We start from the raw sequence: 1,678 nt of genomic DNA, 5'->3' as shown, positions 1-1,678 counted from the left end.
TCGTCGTCGAGAAGCGGGGAGGGGAGGGGGCCGTCGCGCAACGCCGCCTTGTCGAGCAGTCCGGCGTCCTCCAGCGCCTCGAGGTCCGGGAGGTCGCGCAGGCTGGCGAAGCCGAACGCGCTCAAAAAGCCGTCGGTGGTGACGTAGGTGGCCGGGGCGCCCGGCTGCGGGCTGCGCGGGCCGGCGCCGATGAAGCCGGCGGCGCGCAGATTGGCGATCAGGTCGCGGCTGACCTCCTGGCCGAAGATGTTCGACAGCTCGCGCCGGGTGACCGGCTGGAAATAGCCGATCGCCAGCAACGCCGACAGCTCCGGCTGCGACAGCGCGCGCTTGGCCTCGACCCGCAGCGCCGCCCGGATGGCCGCGCCAAAATGGCTCTTGGTGCGGTGCTGCCAGCCGCCGGCGACCGCGACGAGGTCATAGGGGCGGCCGTGCAGCTCGGCGCGGATGTCGTCGATGATCAGGTCGAGGTTGCAGGCGCGCCCGACGAACTTTTGCAACACGTCGCGGCCGACCGGGGCGGGCGCGGCGAAGATGACCGCCTCGACCCGGCCCATCCATTCGCGCCAGCGCAGGTCGGGCGGCAGGTCGTCGAGCTCGCGGTCGAACTCGGGCTCGGGTTTGCTGGCGCGCCGCCCCATGGCTCACAGCCCGTAAAGACGGAAGCTGGCGCGGCCGGTCAATTCGCGGGCGGCGCCGAGCGCGACCAGACGCTCGCACAGGCGCCGGCCGCTGCGGTCGCTGGCGCGGCGCGCCGAGGCCGCCGGCGCCAGCGCGTCCTCGCGCAACAGGGTTTCGACGGCGGCCGCCGCGTCCTTGCCGCGCAGCAGCGGCGCGGCGCCGAGCAGTTGTTCCGCCCGCCGGATCAGGTCGGCGTAGAGATCGGCGGCGGCCAGCGCGGCGCGGGCGTAGCCGAGATGGCAGAGCTTCAGCCATTCGTCGTCGGTTCGCCCGGCGGCGCGCAGCTCGGCGCGGCGGATCTGGGTCGCCAGCAGCGGGACCGCCGCCGGCCAGCGCAGCCGGCGCGCGACGACGGCGTCGGCGAGCCACAGGGCGAAGCCGGGCGCGTCGGGCCGATTTTCGAGCGCGCGGGCGGCGGATTGGGCGGCGCCGGCGATCGCGCCGGCCGCGCCGTTCATCGCGGCCTCGGCCTGCGCGGCGACGCGTTCGAGCGCGGGATCGGGCTTGAGGCCGAAGCCCGGCGCGATGGCGCCGATCCAACGGGCGGGATCGAACGCGTCGGGCCCGGCGAGCGCCCGAAACGCCAACAGGCTGCGCCCGGCCGGTCCGGGATCGTCGCCGGGGCGGCGCAGATAGACCGCGTCGCGCAGCGCGGTTTCGTCGGCGTCGCGGCCTTCGAGGCCAAGGCTGGCGCTGGCGGCGCGCAGGGCGAGGCGCTGGCGCCAAAGCGCGCCGATCGGGTGAGTTTCGCGCGCGCAGCCGTCGAGCGCGGCGAGGGCCGCGCCGGCGAGAAACGCGGCGGCCTCAAGAGTTTGCGGCGCGGCCCCGCGCGCAAACGGGGCGGGGCGCGGCGGCGCCGGCGGGGCGAGAGGGGCGAATCGTTCGGCCTTGGGCATGGCGCATGTTTAACAAGCTGCGGCGGTTATTGTAAGCCGGAGCGGCGCAAACCGCCGCATCCGTCGGAAAATAGAGACGTCCGATAATGTTGCCTTATCGG

2 protein-coding genes are annotated in these 1,678 nt (G+C 74.5%); both read right to left on the bottom strand.

From position 1 onward, the window contains the following. Positions 1 to 641, bottom strand: a 641-nt coding sequence (gene scpB / locus CFB24_RS22185; protein WP_088522779.1) for an SMC-Scp complex subunit ScpB, incomplete at its 3' end; no start/stop codon positions are given. A 3-nt stretch (positions 642 to 644) separates the two neighbouring features. Further along, positions 645 to 1,577 (bottom strand): DUF1403 family protein, encoded by a 933-nt coding sequence (locus CFB24_RS22180; RefSeq protein WP_088522778.1) that lies wholly within the window; start codon positions 1,575 to 1,577, stop codon positions 645 to 647. Between the last annotated feature and the right edge of the window lie 101 nt (positions 1,578 to 1,678).

The organism is Rhodoblastus acidophilus, assembly GCF_900187365.1.
GTDB lineage: Bacteria > Pseudomonadota > Alphaproteobacteria > Rhizobiales > Beijerinckiaceae > Rhodoblastus > Rhodoblastus acidophilus.
The sequence above is the reverse complement of the archived record's forward strand: the minus strand, read 5'-3'. Positions and strand labels throughout refer to the sequence as shown.

Bases quoted from the DNA above. Each gene is read 5' to 3' on its own strand.
- CFB24_RS22180 (WP_088522778.1), bottom strand. From the start codon at position 1,577: ATGCCCAAGGCCGAACGATTCGCCCCTCTCGCCCCGCCGGCGCCGCCG.